The sequence below is a fragment of the uncultured Muribaculum sp. genome (assembly GCF_910583865.1).
GTDB lineage: Bacteria > Bacteroidota > Bacteroidia > Bacteroidales > Muribaculaceae > Muribaculum.
This window is the reverse complement of the sequence record NZ_CAJTYX010000025.1, coordinates 1-16,259: the sequence shown is the minus strand read 5'-3', so window position 1 is coordinate 16,259 and position 16,259 is coordinate 1. Positions and strand designations below refer to the sequence as shown.

14 protein-coding genes are annotated in these 16,259 nt (G+C 55.6%); 6 read left to right on the top strand and 8 right to left on the bottom strand.

All coding sequences use genetic code 11. The features are described from left to right. The first annotated feature begins 81 nt into the window (after nucleotides 1–81). From QZ303_RS06980 to QZ303_RS06960, 5 genes are all read left to right on the top strand, one after another. Nucleotides 82–903, top strand: coding sequence for a glycogen/starch synthase (locus QZ303_RS06980; protein ID WP_295731054.1), 822 nt, complete (start codon nucleotides 82–84; stop codon nucleotides 901–903). Nucleotides 904–935: 32 nt separating this feature from the next. Next, nucleotides 936–2,357, top strand: coding sequence for a DUF4270 family protein (locus QZ303_RS06975; protein ID WP_295731051.1), 1,422 nt, complete (start codon nucleotides 936–938; stop codon nucleotides 2,355–2,357). A gap of 425 nt (nucleotides 2,358–2,782) precedes the next feature. Next, on the top strand, nucleotides 2,783–3,184 hold the full coding sequence (locus QZ303_RS06970; RefSeq protein ID WP_295731048.1) for a thioesterase family protein: 402 nt from the start codon (nucleotides 2,783–2,785) through the stop codon (nucleotides 3,182–3,184). A gap of 47 nt (nucleotides 3,185–3,231) precedes the next feature. Next, nucleotides 3,232–4,350 carry a DNA-processing protein DprA gene (gene dprA, locus QZ303_RS06965; RefSeq protein ID WP_295731045.1) on the top strand — a complete coding sequence of 373 codons (1,119 nt, stop codon included), beginning with the start codon at nucleotides 3,232–3,234 and terminating at the stop codon, nucleotides 4,348–4,350. Between the two features lie 67 nt (nucleotides 4,351–4,417). After that, nucleotides 4,418–5,296 carry a nucleoside phosphorylase gene (locus tag QZ303_RS06960; protein ID WP_295731043.1) on the top strand — a complete coding sequence of 293 codons (879 nt, stop codon included), beginning with the start codon at nucleotides 4,418–4,420 and terminating at the stop codon, nucleotides 5,294–5,296. Nucleotides 5,297–5,331: 35 nt separating this feature from the next. Here the strand turns inward: QZ303_RS06960 and QZ303_RS06955 are convergent, their stop codons facing one another. The 3 genes from QZ303_RS06955 to polA all read right to left on the bottom strand — a co-directional run bounded on the left by QZ303_RS06955 (nucleotide 5,332) and on the right by polA (nucleotide 10,484). Next, a complete protein-coding gene (locus tag QZ303_RS06955; RefSeq protein WP_295731040.1) occupies nucleotides 5,332–6,414 on the bottom strand; it encodes an LptF/LptG family permease in 1,083 nt (360 codons plus the stop codon). Nucleotides 6,415–6,442: 28 nt separating this feature from the next. Continuing rightward, a complete protein-coding gene (gene tgt / locus QZ303_RS06950) occupies nucleotides 6,443–7,573 on the bottom strand; it encodes a tRNA guanosine(34) transglycosylase Tgt (protein ID WP_295731036.1) in 1,131 nt (376 codons plus the stop codon). A 130-nt stretch (nucleotides 7,574–7,703) separates the two neighbouring features. Next, complete coding sequence (gene polA / locus QZ303_RS06945; RefSeq protein WP_295731033.1) at nucleotides 7,704–10,484, bottom strand: DNA polymerase I; 2,781 nt, start codon at nucleotides 10,482–10,484, stop codon at nucleotides 7,704–7,706. 94 nt (nucleotides 10,485–10,578) lie between these two features. On the opposite strand from polA, the gene QZ303_RS06940 reads away from it, so the two are divergent. Next, complete coding sequence (locus tag QZ303_RS06940) at nucleotides 10,579–11,556, top strand: polyprenyl synthetase family protein (RefSeq protein ID WP_295731031.1); 978 nt, start codon at nucleotides 10,579–10,581, stop codon at nucleotides 11,554–11,556. Nucleotides 11,557–11,754: 198 nt separating this feature from the next. Here QZ303_RS06940 and QZ303_RS06935 read toward each other — a convergent pair whose 3' ends face one another. Genes QZ303_RS06935 through QZ303_RS06915 form a run of 5 tightly spaced genes read right to left on the bottom strand, consistent with a single transcriptional unit; the run spans nucleotide 11,755 to nucleotide 15,741 of the window. After that, complete coding sequence (locus QZ303_RS06935) at nucleotides 11,755–12,297, bottom strand: LuxR C-terminal-related transcriptional regulator (protein WP_295731028.1); 543 nt, start codon at nucleotides 12,295–12,297, stop codon at nucleotides 11,755–11,757. Then, on the bottom strand, nucleotides 12,294–12,995 hold the full coding sequence (locus QZ303_RS06930; RefSeq protein ID WP_295731025.1) for a hypothetical protein: 702 nt from the start codon (nucleotides 12,993–12,995) through the stop codon (nucleotides 12,294–12,296). Before QZ303_RS06930 ends, QZ303_RS06935 begins: the two co-directional genes overlap by 4 nt. 26 nt (nucleotides 12,996–13,021) lie before the next feature. Next, nucleotides 13,022–13,573 (bottom strand): 5-formyltetrahydrofolate cyclo-ligase, encoded by a 552-nt coding sequence (locus tag QZ303_RS06925; protein WP_295731022.1) that lies wholly within the window; start codon nucleotides 13,571–13,573, stop codon nucleotides 13,022–13,024. A 13-nt stretch (nucleotides 13,574–13,586) separates the two neighbouring features. After that, nucleotides 13,587–15,251 carry a S41 family peptidase gene (locus QZ303_RS06920; protein WP_295731019.1) on the bottom strand — a complete coding sequence of 555 codons (1,665 nt, stop codon included), beginning with the start codon at nucleotides 15,249–15,251 and terminating at the stop codon, nucleotides 13,587–13,589. 52 nt (nucleotides 15,252–15,303) lie between these two features. Further along, nucleotides 15,304–15,741 carry a dCMP deaminase family protein gene (locus tag QZ303_RS06915; protein WP_295731017.1) on the bottom strand — a complete coding sequence of 146 codons (438 nt, stop codon included), beginning with the start codon at nucleotides 15,739–15,741 and terminating at the stop codon, nucleotides 15,304–15,306. Nucleotides 15,742–16,259 lie beyond the last annotated feature (518 nt).

Genomic DNA, 16,259 nt, shown 5'->3' with positions numbered 1-16,259 from the left:
AATTGTCAGTACAAACCGGCAGGACATCACGATTATTTCAGAAAAAATCATTACCTTTGCATCCAAATTTACTATTTAAACATGGATTTAAAGAAGGTATTATACATCTCGCAGGAGATTTCACCCTACGTCCCTGCCTCCGACATCGCCGACAAGAGCCGCGACCTCGCCCAGGGCATTCAGGAAAAAGGATTCGAGGTGAGAACATTCATGCCTAAATACGGCCTTATCAAGGAACGCCGCAACCAGCTCCATGAAGTGATCCGCCTGTCCGGCCTGAATATCGAGATTGATAATTCCGACCATCCCCTGATCATAAAGGTGGCGACCCTGCTGCCCACACGCATGCAGGTCTACTTCATCGACAACGAGGACTATTTCCTGCGCACGCAGACCGCCCCCGACCTTGAGATACGCCTTACGCCCGACGACAACGACGAGCGCTCCATCTTCTTCGTGCGCGGAGTGGTGGAGACCGTCAAGAAACTCCGCTGGGACCCGGCCTACATCCACTGCATAGGATGGATCTCGGCTTTCGCCCCTATGTACCTGCGCCGCATCTTCGCCGACGACCCTACATTCGCAGGCTCCAAGATCATCTACTCGCTGTTCAGCGACAAATTCGAAGGCACGCTCGATCCTCGACTCCACGAAAAGCTCCTGCTTGAGGGATTTTCAGAGGAGGACATCAAGTCCATCAAGGACAAGCCGGTCGACTGGATAACCCTCAACAAGCTCGCCATCGACTATTCCGACGCCGTGGCCCAGTCGTCGCCCGACATCGACCCGGAAATCCTCGACTATATCGAGAAGTCCGGCAAGCCGTTCCTCCCGTTCTCCGAGACCGACACGCCCGACCGCACCGACCGTTTCGCCGCATTCTACGCTTCTCTCCAGCAGTAGGACATCTCCCCCTATCTACTTTTGAACCTATTATGAAATACTCCAGGCTTTTGCCAGTAGCCGCAATATTATCGGCACTCGCATTCATCGCATGCGAGGAAGGATCGTCGATCGGATCATCGATCGTGAGCGACCAGGTTGAAATCATCATCGACTCGGCATTCACAGTCACGGGCCGGTCGGTGTCCGTCACCAGCGTGACATCGCGCTCCGAATACCAGCTCCTCGGACGCATCGATGCCAAGGGCTACGGCTACCTCGCCACCGACTTCGCCAGCGGGTTCATGCCTTCCAACAAGCTCACCACGGGTCACGGCATGGGTCCGGAGAATGTCGACTCGATACGCCTCGCCATGGTGATGCGCAAAGGGCAGATGGTCGGCGACTCCGTGATGCCTCTCGGACTTGAGGTGTTCCGCCTAAACAAACCGCTGCCGACATCCGGACTCGCATCCGACAGCCCCGTCGATTCATATTACGACCCCTCTGCCCCGATAGCATCCACCATATACAATGCCACCGTCGTAGGACTCCCCGACAGCATCGCCGCCGACTACACCTACTCAAGCTCGTCGACCGACGAGGCCAGGGTGGTCTACGTGAAGCTCCCGCGCGAGATGGGGCAGGATTTCTACCGTAAATACCTCTCGACAGAAGGCCCGGCCCTGTTCAACGACCCCGAGGCATTCCAGAAATGGTTCCCCGGACTCTATGTCAAGAACTCCTACGGCTCCGGCCGCATAATGCGCTTCGAGAACTCCGCCGTCTACCTCTACCTCTCCTACCAGGACAAGACCTCGGCAGGCAAGGACACCACCATCCGCGTGATCGACACGTTCATGGCCATCACTCCGGAAGTGGTGCTCAACAACCGCATATCGCAGAAACTCAGCCCTGAGATCGAGGCCCTCGCCTCAGAGAAACCCGTAGTGGTAGGCCCTATCGGCTATGACACCGAGATACGGCTTCCTGTCAAGAAAATCGTGGAAAGCTACAAGAGCCAATCCGGCAACAACAACGTGGTCAACAACCTCACGTTCCACATCCCGGCATCGGCCATCGCCAACGACTACGACATCGACCCTCCCGCCAACATACTTCTCGTAAAGAAGGACAACAGGACCAAGTTCTTCGAAAACAACAGTCTCACAGACAACGCTACATCTTTCTACGCCACCTACAACTCGACAACGAAGATGTACAGTTTCACCAACATGCGCCAGTTTGCCATCGACGCCATCGAGAAGGACAAGGAGGGAACACTCACGGATGCCGACGGCGACTACGTGCTCACGCCTGTCAATCTCGTGACCGAGACCGTATCCAACGGCTACTACTCCACGTCGCAGATTGTGATAGCCATCACCCCCTACATCGACACACCCGCCATGGTGCAGTTCGACCTCACAAAGACGCACCTCTACCTCACTTTCTCGAAACAGACGATGCACTGACCCGGGCATACAAACGGATGGAGTGTGTCAAAATCGTCGGACGAGTCGGACCCGTCTGACGAGTCTGAACTGTCCGACCGGTCAGACTGAACCCGCTCTCCGGAAAGAATTATACGTACACAGAGAAAAAAGCCGGCACTCACCCGCTTATCGGGCTTGTGCCGGCTCATTACCATATTTCCAATGGCTCTGTGGCTGAAATTGCAGACCGTGGCGGAAAGGGTCAGAGCCGCCACGCTGTAGGCCGCAGAATCTTGCGCCATCTCCTGCATTCACAGTATCTAACAACTTCTACCAACATTAAAACGCCATGCCGGTGCAGGTGGTTGCCAACGTTCCGTTCAATAAAACTTATATATTGTGAAACAACCTTTTCACAATCTCGCGTATTTTCCTTAAATTTACAGCAACAACCATGTAACGTCATGCAAAAGAATTACATATTCCGGCTTCCGATGAAAGTACGCGACTATGAGGTCGACGCCGAAGGAATAGTCAACAACGCCATCTACCTCCATTATTTCGAGCATACGCGCCACGAATTCTGCGAACATGCGGGCCTGTCGTTCGCGCAGATGCACGCCCGGGGAATCGACCCCGTGCTCAACAGGGTAGAGATAGACTACCGTACACCCCTACGTCTGGGCGAACGGTTCACGAGCTGCCTCAACATAGCGCGCGAGGGCGCACGATTCATATTCCTGCAAGACATCTACAACGAGTCGGGACAGCTCGTGGTGGCAGGCAAAGTGAGCTGCGTGGTGACATGCGGAGGACGCCTCACGCGCGGCGACGAACTTGCCGCCTTCTTCGCGGAATATCTGTAGGCCATTCTTCCAACGCAACAGCGCACATGATAACAAACACCGGACCGATGGATAACAACACGGCATACAGGATAGCTTTCAGCCGCATAAAGGGTATCAACCCGTCTGTGGCCGCACGGATACTCGAACATATCGGTACGGAGAAGGAATTCTTCACCCTCCCGGCCCGAGAAATCGGCACCTGCCTGCCGCAGTTGCCCCCGGCGCTTATTGCCGACTCCTACCGTCGCGGCCTGCTCGACACGGCACGTGAAGAACAGGAGTTCATGGAGAAGTCGCACATCAGGGCGTTGTATTTCACCGACGACGGCTATCCCGCACGGCTTGCCGAATGCGAGGACGCGCCACTACTCCTCTACACTCTTGGCGACACCGGCCTCAATGCCGCGCGCATGGTGAGCATCGTGGGCACGCGCCGTTCCACGCCTTACGGCATGGCTTTCGTGGAAAATCTCGTGGCCGAACTGGCCGAGAAACTCGGCCCCGGCACCGTTATCGTCAGCGGACTTGCCTATGGCATCGACGTGACCGCCCATCGCGCGGCCCTGAAGGCAGGATTGCCTACTGTGGCCGTCCTTGCCCACGGACTCAACACGCTATATCCGGCAGCCCACCGGAGCGTGGCCGCCGACATGCTGCGCGCAGGCGGGATGCTCCTCACTGAATACGCGTCGAAAGACCCTCTCCACAAGGGCAACTTCATAGCCCGCAACCGCATAGTGGCCGGAGTGGCAGACTGCGTGGTAGTGGCCGAGTCGGCCCGGCGCGGCGGTGCGCTCGCCACAGCATCGCTCGCCATGTCATACTCACGCGACGTGATGGCTCTCCCGGGACGCATATCCGACACCTACAGCCAAGGTTGCAACGACCTGATAGCCCGTAACCAAGCCGCGCTGATCACCTGCGCCGACGAACTCATCGCCGCAATGGGGTGGCAACCGATAGCCGCGCGCGCCGATGCCGAAACGCAGCCTGCGCTATCGCTCCTCACCCCGGACGAGGAACGAATAGTAGATTACCTCCACGAGCAGGGCGAGGGAAGCCTCAACAAAATGTGTGTCGACCTGTCGATACCCGTGGCGCAACTTACCGGACTGCTGATGTCGCTCGAATTCGGAGGCCACATCATCACATATCCCGGTGCCAAATACCGTCCGGCTCGATGAGCAATCGGCAGCCGATGCGTGTTATACCAACAAATACGATTCTAACCGAAATTCAAATCCAGATCCTATGACAACAGGACGAAAAATAGGAGCCTCCGAGATGATAATCAACCCCGACGGCTCGATATTCCACCTCCACCTGCTTCCTGAGCAGCTTACCGACAGGATAATCCTCGTGGGCGACCCGGGACGCGTCGACATGGTGGCGTCGTTTTTCGACACAAAGACGTTTGAAGTCTCGTCACGCGAATTCCACACAATCGGAGGCACATACAAGGGTAAGCCGATAATGTGTCTGAGCCACGGTATAGGACCCGACAACATCGACATAGTGCTCAACGAGCTTGACGCGCTCGCCAACATCGATTTCGCCACACGCGAGGTGAAACCCCGCCACCGTACCCTGACGCTCGTGCGCATCGGCACCTCCGGTGCGCTCCAGCCCGAACTGATTGTGGGCACTCCGGTGATTGCCGCCCATTCGATAGGGTTTGACGGCGTGCTCAACTACTACGCCGGGCGCAACCGCGTGGCCGACCTCGACTACGAGCGCGCTTTCTGCGAGTTCACGGGATGGAACGCACTGTGGGCCGCGCCATATGTCGTGCCGGCCGACAAGGAACTTGTCGAGCAGATCGGACGCGATGACATGGTGCGCGGGCACACCATCTCAGCCGTCGGATTCTACGGTCCGCAGGGACGAGAACTGCGCCTTCCTCTGGCCAACCCTGACCTCAACAGCCGCATCGAAGCTTTCAGGTATAACGGCGAACCTGTCACAAACTACGAAATGGAGTCGGCACCGCTCCAGGGGCTCGCGCTGCTGCTCGGCCACCGCGCCATGACGGTATGCTCGATCATCGCCAACCGCGTGTCTACGCAAGCCACGCCCAACTACAAGACCGCCGTGCGCGACCTCGTGGCTACAGTGCTCGACCGCATATAAAATGGTCATTCATTCGCTGCAATGAATGATGACCGTCAGCCGGCGGATGCACGGCGGTAAAGCACGACGGCTATTACCATGTAGATGAGATTGGGAATCCACATCGCCACGAACGGCGACGTGTAGCCCGATATGGCAAACGTCGAGGTGACGGTCATGAACAGTATGTAGCTGAAACTGAGCACCAGGCCGATGCCTATGTTGATGCCCATGCCACCTTTGACCTTCTTGGACGATAAGGTCATACCTATCACGGTGAGGATGAACGCGGCGGCACACATGGCGTAGCGTCGCTCGTTCTCGATCTCGAACGCCTCGATGTTGGCCACGCCGCGCTCCTTCTGCCTGGCGATGTATTCCTGCAGCTGCGGCGACGTGAGCGTCTCCTGGTCGTTCTTTGATATTAGGAAATCACGCGGCTCGAAAGGTATCATAGTGTCGAGGCGGCTTCCGCGCCTGATATTCTCGCGTATGCCGTCGATGTCTCGTATCATGTAGTCGCGCACCTGCCAGCGGTAGAGCGAGTCCCATCGGATAGTGTTTGCCGTCAGGCGCGACACGAGGCGCTTGCCGTCGAACTTGTCGAGCGAGAAGCGGTAGCCGGTGCGTGTGGTGTTGTCATAGCGGCTCATATAGGCTATCTCGCCGGGAGCCACCATCATCTGTATGTTGCTGCCATAGTCCACACGCTTGTTTTTCACGTATGTGTTGGTGTACTCGATACGCTTCACATTGGCCGGAGGGATGATATAGGCGCCGAGCACCCATGTCAGTGCGGCAATCACAGCGGCGCTCACGATGTAGGGGCGCATGAGCCTGCGGAAGCTCACGCCCGACGAGAGCATGGCTATGATCTCGGAATTGTCGGCGAGCTTTGACGTAAAGAAGATGCACGCGATAAACGTGAACAGCGGACTGAACTGGTTGGCGAAATAGGGGAGGAAATTGAGGAAGTAGTCGAATATGGTGGCATGCAGCGGGGCTTTCAGAAACGAGTCAAGCTTCTCGTTGATGTCAAACATCACCGTGATGGCCAGAATCAGAAGTATCGCGAAAAAGTATGTGCCGAGAAACTTCTTGATGATATACAGGTCGAGTATCTTGAACGGTTTCTTCATCGTCGGGTGGATGGTTGGTTATGACTTGTTACAAGCGCCGTGTCACGCATTCGAGCATCTCCGTTTTCCATCTGCGGAAATCACCGGCAAGGATATGTGCGCGGGCCTCGCGTGTGAGCCAGAGATAGAATGCCAGATTGTGGATGGATGCTATCTGCATACCGAGAATCTCCTGCGAGGCGAAAAGGTGGCGCACATATGCCTTGGTGTAGGCGCGGTCGACGTAGCTCGGGCCATCCTCCTGGAGCGGAGAGAAGTCGTCGGCCCACTTCTTGTTGCGCATGTTCATCACGCCGTGGCGCGTAAACAGCATGCCGTTGCGTCCGTTGCGCGTAGGCATCACGCAGTCCATCATGTCGACTCCGCGCTCTATGGCCTCAAGGATGTTGGCAGGAGTACCTACCCCCATAAGATAGCGCGGCCGGTCGGCGGGAAGTATCTCGTTGACCACCTCAATCATGTCGTACATCACCTCCGCAGGCTCACCCACGGCCAGACCGCCTATGGCGTTGCCGTCAGCACCCAGCTCGGCTACCTCGGCAGCTGCCTGACGGCGCAGGTCGGGGTAGGTGCACCCCTGCACTATCGGGAAATATGCCTGACGGTAGCCATAAAGCCCCTCTGTCTCCTTATAGCGTTTCCAGCCGCGCTTCAGCCAGCGCATGGTCAGCCCGAGCGACTTGCGTGCATAGTCATACTCGGCGGTGCCGGGAGGGCATTCGTCAAGCGCCATCATTATGTCGGCGCCTATGGTGCGTTCTATGTCGACCACACCTTCGGGCGTGAAAAGATGCTTTGAACCGTCGATATGGCTTCTGAACCATGCTCCTTCCTCCTTGAGCTTGCGGTTGGCCGCCAAAGAGAACACCTGAAAGCCGCCGCTGTCGGTGAGTATCGGGCGCTCCCATCCTATGAACTTGTGGAGACCGCCGGCCTGACGGAGGATCTCCGTGCCGGGGCGCAGGTAGAGATGATACGTGTTGCCCAGTATAATCTGTGCGTTGACATCATCGCGCAGCTCATGCTGGTGCACGGCCTTGACACTCCCCAACGTGCCCACGGGCATGAACACGGGAGTCTCTATACGGCCATGATCGGTCGTGATAAGCCCTGCACGCGCATTGCTCAGGGCATCGGTGGCTTGTAGCTCGAATTCCATAACTTACTGCAAAGATACGAATAAGTCGAGTGCAAAAGCAAATTTATTTGGTTTTGCCGAACGAGAGTATCTTTGGGGTTATTAGTCTTATTAGCCTAATTGGTCTAATAAGGCTTATCACCTGTTTGGATCAATGAGCTTCGAGCCAGTTTTGTCCTACGCCGGAGCTGACGATGAAGGGCACTTTGCCCAGATATGCGCCGGTCATGTCGGCGGTGACTATCTCCTGCACTACAGGAAGCTCGTCAGGGACAACGTTGAATATCAGTTCGTCATGTACCTGCATTATCATCCTCGACCGCAGCCCGCGCTCCTTGAAATGGCGGTCGACACGCACCATCGCCACCTTGATTATATCGGCGGCAGAGCCCTGGATGGGGGCGTTGACGGCGTTGCGCTCGGCATATCCGCGCACCACGGCGTTGGCGGAATTTATGTCCGGCAGCATGCGCTTGCGACCCATTATCGTGGTCACATAGCCTTGCGACTTGGCCTTTTCTATGGCATCCGAGATGTATTCCTTGATGTGCGGGTAGGTGCGGAAATACCCGTCGATAAGCTCCTTTGCCTCATAGCGCGGTATGCGCAGGCGCTGTGCCAACCCGAAAGCCGATATTCCGTATATGATGCCGAAATTGGCAGTCTTGGCCTTGGCGCGCTGCTCCGGGGTGACGCTGTCGAGGCTTTCATGATAAATCCTGGCGGCAGTGGCCTGATGGATGTCGGTGTTGCTCACGAACGCCTCGATCATGTCCTTGTCGCCGGAAATGTCAGCGATGACACGCAACTCGATCTGCGAATAGTCGGCACTCATGAACACGCATCCCGGATCGGCGATGAACGCGCGACGTATCTCACGGCCATTGTCGGTGCGTATGGGTATGTTCTGTAGATTCGGGTTGGCTGAGGATATTCGTCCGGTGGCCGTGACAGTCTGGTTGTACGTCGTATGTATCTTTCCCGTTGCCGGATTGATCATAGCAGGAAGAGCCTCGATATAAGTGGTCAAGAGCTTACGCAGACCACGGATATCAAGTATGAGACCCACGAGCGGATGTGCGTCGCGGTACTTGTCGAGAATCTCCTCGGTGGTGGAGTATCCACCCTTCTTCGTGCGCTTGGCCTTGGGGTCGAGCTGAAGGCGTCCGAACAGCACCTCGCCCACCTGCGACGGCGATGCGATGTTGAACGTCGTGCCGGCCAACCTGTAGGCCTCTTCCTCCATCGAGCGCAACTGTGAGCTGAACCGCCGTTGAAGCTCGGCAAGCGCATGCACGTCTATGCGCACGCCTGTCCATTCCATGCCGGCAAGCACCATTATCAGCGGGAACTCTATGTCGTCGAGCAGAGGGCGCAACCCTTCGGCATCAATCTTGTCGAGAAGCGGCTTGTGGAGACGCAGGGTGACATCTGCCACCTCACACATGCGACGCGCCTCCTCGCCGGAGGGAATCGGCTCGCCTTTCTTCACCAGACGCGCTCCTTCGTCGTAATCAAGCGTATGGTAGGAGATGAACGCCGCTGCCACACGTGGCAGTGCATGATTCATCTCCGGCTCTATGAGATAGTGGGCCACTCCGGTGTCGAAATAAGGCGCGGAAAAGTCCACGCCCTCCCGGCGCAGGAGCATCATCTCACGCTTCACGTCGTGACTAACAACCATTGTTCCGGGATTGGAGAACAGAGGAGCGAGTGCCTTCACTATCTCCGCACGCCCGGCAGCCTCATTAGGCAGCCCAACATACGCAGCATCGCCCTCGCCAACAGAAACGGCGATTCCATGCCATCTCGAAGTCATGTCGCACTCCCCTACTGAATATGACGCCACACCTATCTCCGACACGCCGGCTACCGACGCGACAAACTCCCTGACCTCGTCGACAGAGACCAAGGTGCGGTAACGAGTGCTGCCCTCGTCGAAACGGGCCACATCAGACGCCAGGGACGAGACTTCCGGCTGCGGCAGGTCGAAAAGAGAACCCATGCCGTCGGCGGCGGCAGACGTCCTGACCGACGGGGCATCGCCATGCGGAGCCTCCTGAATGCCGAGCCGTTTGATAAATGTGCGGAATTCCAGCTCGCCATATATGGCTGCAAGCCCGGCGTTGTCAGGCTCACCCCGACGCAGGCCATCGATGTCGATACCCACCGGTACATCGGTTTTTATGGTAGCAAGCAGCTTGGAGAAACGTATCTGCCCGGCATTGTCGACGATACGCCTCTGCATGGCACCTTTAAGCTCATCTGTATGGTCGAGCAGGTTTTCCACGCTCCCCCACTCCGCGATAAGGCGGCTTGCAGTCTTTTCACCGATGCCGGGACAGCCCGGGATATTGTCGACAGCATCGCCCTCCAGTGCCAGCATATCAATCACCTGACGTGGAGAGCTTATGCCATACTTCTCGCATACCTCCTTAGGGCCGCGAATCTCAATCTCGGAACCTCGCACGGAGGGCTTGTACATAAACACCCGGTCGGTGACGAGCTGACCGTAGTCCTTGTCGGGTGTCATCATGAAAGTGGTGTATCCCTCCCGCTCGGCCAGACGCGACAACGTCCCTATCACATCGTCGGCCTCATAGCCCGGGACTTCTATCAACGGTATGCCATAGGCGCGGATTATTTCCTTGATATACGGCACGGCACGGCTGATGTCCTCCGGCTGTTTCTCGCGCTGCGCCTTATACTCCGGATACATCTCGTGGCGGAACGTAGGGCCGGAAGGATCGAAGCATACCGCCATATGGGTCGGCGCTTCCTTCTTAAGCACCTCCTCGAGAGTATTGACAAAGCCGAATATGGCCGAAGTGTTCATACCCTGGGATGTAAGGCGCGGAGCACGTATGAGAGCATAGTATGCACGGTATATCAGCGCATAAGCATCGAGGAGAAACAGTTTCTTGTCAGTCATAGACGGGAGTATTTACATTTATCGGTTCAATATTTGCCGATAAAAGTATAAAGAATTTGAGACTTTTACTAATTTTGCACCACAATTCGCCTGAATGACCGCATTTCAAGACATACTCCACACTATCGCTCCCGAGTTGGACGAACTGAACAAGCGCATGCGAGATGCGCTCCACACCTCCAACCCCCTCATGAACGAGATAGTTACGACTTATCTCGCCACAAAAGGGAAGCAGATACGCCCGGTGATGGTGCTGTTGAGCGCCAAAATGTTCGGCGGCATCAATTCCACCGCGATGCATGGAGCCGCAGCCATCGAAATGCTCCATAACGCATCGCTGATTCACGACGATGTGGTGGATGACACACACCTGCGGCGTGGAATGCCCACCATCAACACCGTGTGGGACAACCATATCGCCGTGCTCGTAGGCGACTTCTTCGTAAGCATGGCCCTCCATGAGGCGCTTCTCACGAAAAACCTCGACATAGCGGCCACAATAGGCGCACTGGGCAGGCAGCTGTCGCTCGGCGAAATCGACCAGATCGACAAGGCCCGCAACCACTATCTCGACGAGAGCGCCTACATGGATGTGATCGACAACAAGACGGCGTCGCTCTTTGTGGCATGCGTAAAGATGGGTGCGCTCGCAACGGACGCTCCTCAAGAGGATGCCGAACGGCTTGAGCAATTCGGGCGACTGATCGGACTGGCATTCCAGATACGCGACGACATCTTCGATTACTTCTCGGACGGGACCGGAATAGGGAAACCCACAGGCAACGACCTGCGTGAGGGAAAAGTGACACTTCCCCTGCTCTACGCATTGTCGCGAACGGACATGGAAGAATGCGATGCCATGAACGAAATCGTGCGTCGCGACGAACTGGATACCGAAGATATCGAACGACTCATCCGCTACGCCAAAGAAGCCGGAGGCATCGACTACGCCTACTCGCGCATGCGTGAACTTCGTGACCGTGCCGAAGAAATCATCTCGGCGTTTCCGGAATCAGAGACGCGCACGGCATTCATGGCAATCTTTGACTACATAATCCACCGCACATATTAGGAGTTAGAGGTTGTTTAAAAACAACTTCTTAGAGCCTGTTCAAAATTCATATTACTTTGCTTTTGAGGATATTATCGTTATATTTTTATTTGTTCTTCGGTCACGTAGCTACGGCTACGCTCCCTCATCTCAAACAAAAATCTATTCGACAATCTCTCTCAAAATACGTATCATATAAATTTGAACAGGCTCTTAAATTCAATGCAACTCTGACGGAGAGAGGTAGCCGTTCATCATGGCATATACACTCAATCCGGACGCCGAGCGGATGCCAAGCTTTGAGGTTATATTCTTGCGATGCGACAGCACCGTATTTATACTTATGCCCAATGCATCGGCAATCTCCTTGTTTATATGGCCGAGGGCGACATGACGCAGCACCTCGACCTCGCGTTGGGAAAGTCCGGGCATGCTCTGCTCGGATGTAATCGCGCTCATACTTTCGAGACGGCGCCTCATCTCCTCCACTATGTCACCTTCGCTACGCCCCATACGCAACATGCCCGGAAGAGCGCCCACGACTATAGTGCGCGAACGGCGCGGGATAAAGAAATCCGACATAGAACAGCACACCTCGGCATCGGCCATATATATCGTGGCGGGAGTCTCGGCCTCGTCAAGGTCTACAGTAGCCGACTCGCAGGGCGACACGATACAGGCATCCATGTCGAAGTATCTTTCGGCAATCCATCGCAGACCTATGGCACGCGCGGTATCGACGGTCACTATCACGAGTCTCATGGCATGTCCGTATAGCCAGCAGCCGCATCAGCATCGCCCCCGAGCAACGGCAACAAGATACGGCTACGCAGGCGGTTGTTATTATAAAGGTCGTTTTCAAGCGCTCCGACCGCGACAATCACGGCATAGAGCAGATTACGGTCCATAGTGCCGTTTACAAGATTGACGAGCATCCCGCGCAAGTCGGCGATCTCGCCCCAGCAGTCGCGCATTGCCTCCAAACCGGATGCCGCTATACGGCACGATTCGCGTGAAGCATCATCCCGCATCACCGCCGGGAGCACATCGGACAGGTCCCGGTCAATGGCTGCGTCGAGCGAAGCAAGCGCCTTCTGCGCCATGGCATGGATCATCGGCATGTTGCTGTCGTCCCCGACGGTAGCCATCAGACGCGCGAAATGCGCGCGGACGTTGGGTATGAGCGTGAGGCGACAGTCATTGTCGGCCTTGGCGAGATAGCCGGCCACCTCATGGCGTCCGCAGCTCTTAAGCAGGTTCTCGGGAAAATAGCCTTCGTTGACAAACGTGTTGAGAATTGCGAGCACGAAGTCGCAGTCAAGCGAATAGTGCACGCAAATCCGCTCTACTGTAGCATTGTTGACACCGAGCCGTATGCCGAAACGGTTTACGACAGGTATCACCGACGGTTCCTGGAGTATGACAGTCCCAAGCGACGTGTTTTTTCGTATAAGGGTCATTATATGGTAATAGAGTGATTGGCTGCTCAACGACGACGCACGCGGACCACCTCATGCTCGGTCACTACAAGATCCATCGTCACATCGTGGGGATCGGCGTCGATGTCGTCGACAAGCTGGAAGTCGTAGCCGACACCCACCTTGGTGGCTCGTGTCGAAGCGAGCATACGGTCGTAATACCCTTTGCCGCGCCCCACGCGATTGCCGCGACGGTCGTAAGCGACACCGGGCACCACGATAAGCTCTATCGAGGATATGTCGCGCACATCGTCACCCTCCGGCTCCTCGATCTGGAACGCTCCGAGCCTGAGCGAACTGCGGTCGTAGGGCAGCACTTCGAGATTGACCCCGTTGACGCGCGGCAGGAAGAAATTCTTGCGGGAATGCCACTTCTCGATGAATCCGCGCGTCGACAGTTCATCGGGGAGCGAATGGTAGAGGAGTATGTTTTCGGCCATCATGAAAGCCACGGAGTTTTCCAGCACAGAGAATACAGCCTCTGCCGCGCTACGACGCTCGGCATCGGTAAGAATGGCCTTACGGGCCTTTATGCGACTGCGTATTTCTTCCTTTCTCATCGTCAAACAGAGTTCATTTTACAGACGCCTGCTGCGCGCTATCCGCGTCGGAGGCCATACCCGTGGTGACAGGGGCCGAGGCGCGCCCCTCCCTCAGTTCGAGCAACGCACGCTGCACGGTCGTGTCGTCCTTGTTTGTCACCTGGTAATATGTCTCGCGGCCCAACGTGTCGCTCGCAATCAAGGCTTTCAGATAGTTAACAATCAAGCGCTGCGAAATGTTGATGTAATACCAGCGGGCCGGCACCTTATTGGCCGACGCAAACGTGACAAACTGCATCAGCAGCTCTTCATCGGATGGGAGCAACCGCAGAAGCCCGTCAAGGGTGTCAGCCTTCGACAGGGCCGCACGACGCCTGTCGGCATACTGGAACGCGAATTTTTGTAGCAGGCCGGCATTCAGAACATTTATGTAATAGCTCGAGATACCCACGGTGTCGTTGGGGACGAACACATCCGGCATTATGCCTCCGCCACCGTAGACCTTGCGGCCACCCAAAGTCAGATACTCGACATCGGTGTTGAGATGGATGCTGTCGGACGCGAAGAACTCGCCATGCTCGTAGCGGTTGGAGATATCCTGTTCGTAGGCACCACGTTCGCCGAGACGGTAGTCTTTCTGTATGCACCGTCCGGAAGGCGTGTAGTAGCGCTGCACGGTCAGCCGCACCGCACTGCTGTCGGGAAGTGTGACCTGACGCTGCACGAGACCCTTTCCGAAACTGCGGCGCCCTACGATCAGCGCGCGGTCATTGTCCTGCATGGCCCCGGCGAAAATCTCGCTGGCGGAGGCTGAGTATTCGTCAAGCAACACCACAAGGCCGGCATTCTGGAACGACCCGTTGCCGTCGCTTGCTATTGCGGTGTTCTCACCCCCGTGCCTTCCGCGCGTCTCCACTATCGGAGCACCGGCAGGGAGGAATTCGTTGGCCATCATTATGGCCATGTCGAGGAAGCCGCCGCCGTTGCCGCGCAGGTCGACCACAAAGTTGGTTGCTCCCCTGGCGGTGAGGCGCGCAAGCCCAGACAGGAATTCGTCGTATGTGGTGCGACCGAACTTGTTCACCTTTATATATCCGGTTATGGAGTCGATCATGTAGGCGGCATCCACAGAATTCAAGGGTATGTCGCCACGTGTCACCTCGAATGTGAGTGGCTTTTTGCTGGTGGAACGATGGACACCAAGCTTGACGGTGCTCCCCTTCATGCCGCGCAGACGCTTCACTATGTCGGTCTGCGGTATGCCCATGCCGGCCACCGTGGAATCGTTGATGCTGACGATACGGTCACCGGGCAGGATTCCGGCCTTCTCGGAAGGGCCGCCTGGAATCACCTCGTTGACGGTTATCGTATCGGTAAACATCGTGAACGATATGCCTATGCCGCTGAACGAGCCTTCAAGCTCGTCGTTCACGGCCTTCAAGTCCTTGGCAGGAATGTAGTTGGAATGCGGATCAAGGTTGGCTATCAGGTCGGGAAGGCTCTGTTCGATAAGGGAATCTATGTCTACCTCATCGACATAATCCTTTTGTATGAGCGAGAGTATCTCTCCGAGTTTCTCCTGTCCGGGAGTCAAGCGGAAATGGCTGTTGAGGAACACCCCCACGACAATCCCTACCGACAAGGCGAGAGCGATTATAAGCGGCATCCACGCCTCTGGCTTCTTTATGTGTTTCATTATTTCTATTAGCGAATCAAAGGGAATCCTTAAAAACGTTCAAAATCATTATCTATTGACTTATATCTGAGATATGTATGCATTCTATGCCTGCGTTTCTGAGCAGGTCGAGACCGTCGGAGAGACGATACAGTTCGTTGAAAACCACCCGTTTTATACCGGCCTGTATGATCAGCTTGCTGCATTCCAGACAAGGAGAAGCTGTAATGTAAAGCGTGGAACCCTCGCTGGAATTGCCGCTGCGGGCAACTTTGGTGATTGCATTAGCCTCCGCATGAAGCACATAGGGCTTTGTGGTGCCGTCCTCGTCCTCGCATATATTGGCAAAACCGGCCGGTGTGCCATTGTATCCGTCGGAGATTATCATCTGGTCTTTTACCAGAAGCGCGCCTACCTGCCGGCGGCGACAATATGAATTTTCCGCCCATATCCGGGCCATTCGCAGATAGCGTGTGTCAAGCAAGTGTTGCTTACCGTTCTGATCGGTCATATGTCGTCACATGTGCGGGGATACATCAATTATTTTCCGCACGCGTGCAAAGATACGAATTTCCTATTCTACCGCCAATAATATAACTTTAAATAATCAAGGACTAAGAGGGAATGAGGCGAATGAGGCAGCCGGCCGATGCAACCGGACTGAAGCAACCCGTGGCGTAACCTCGGCTAAGGCCGACCATACGTTCGAGAGAGCATCAAACAACAAAACCGGGCCGTTCTCACGAGCGGTCCGGCGTATGGTAATTAAATACCCCTGATCTTAAGAGGCTGCCCGATTGAAGCCGGCTTTATCCGACATTATCCGCGACAGTCTCGAAACCTAAAACATCAATCTTCTTTTACACATCAATGTGTGTCGACAAACTATCCTGATTCATTTCTAAAACTAAAAACTCATGTTGCGAAATCCTCGCTGCCAAGCCTGCGGAAACCGACATATCAATCGCAGTTTCTTTTTATTACTGTCCGCTAAACCATAAATCAGAGAGTCCAACATCTTGAAAGGCA